Source organism: Acetobacter sp. DsW_059 (assembly GCF_002153695.1).
In the GTDB taxonomy this organism is placed as follows: Bacteria; Pseudomonadota; Alphaproteobacteria; order Acetobacterales; family Acetobacteraceae; genus Acetobacter; species Acetobacter thailandicus.
This window is the reverse complement of the sequence record NZ_JOPI01000092.1, coordinates 1-269: the sequence shown is the minus strand read 5'-3', so window position 1 is coordinate 269 and position 269 is coordinate 1. Positions and strand designations below refer to the sequence as shown.

Genomic DNA, 269 nt, shown 5'->3' with positions numbered 1-269 from the left:
ATTTCTGAGGCATCGCCTCCTTCCACGACCAGCGCTATGCTGTTGGCCGGCAGTCCGTTGCTATCTGTAGTATCAGTGTCGTTTTCATAACCCTGAACATTTGTTACTCCGGACAGGCTAAGAATCCCCCCGGTAATTCCGTCCATAATCACAACGCTGGAGAGCATAGTGCTGGCCGCCTGTTGTAGCCGGAGAGAGGCGTCACTCTGAGCATCAGACCCTGTGGCGGCAGCGGTTTTGTTCGTAACAGAAGTCCATCCACTGGTTGG

At 53.9% G+C, this 269-nt stretch carries 1 pseudogene; it reads right to left on the bottom strand.

The features are described 5' to 3' along the window. Window positions 1–269 (bottom strand): annotated as a pseudogene (locus tag HK25_RS13065) (hypothetical protein); the annotation flags it as partial.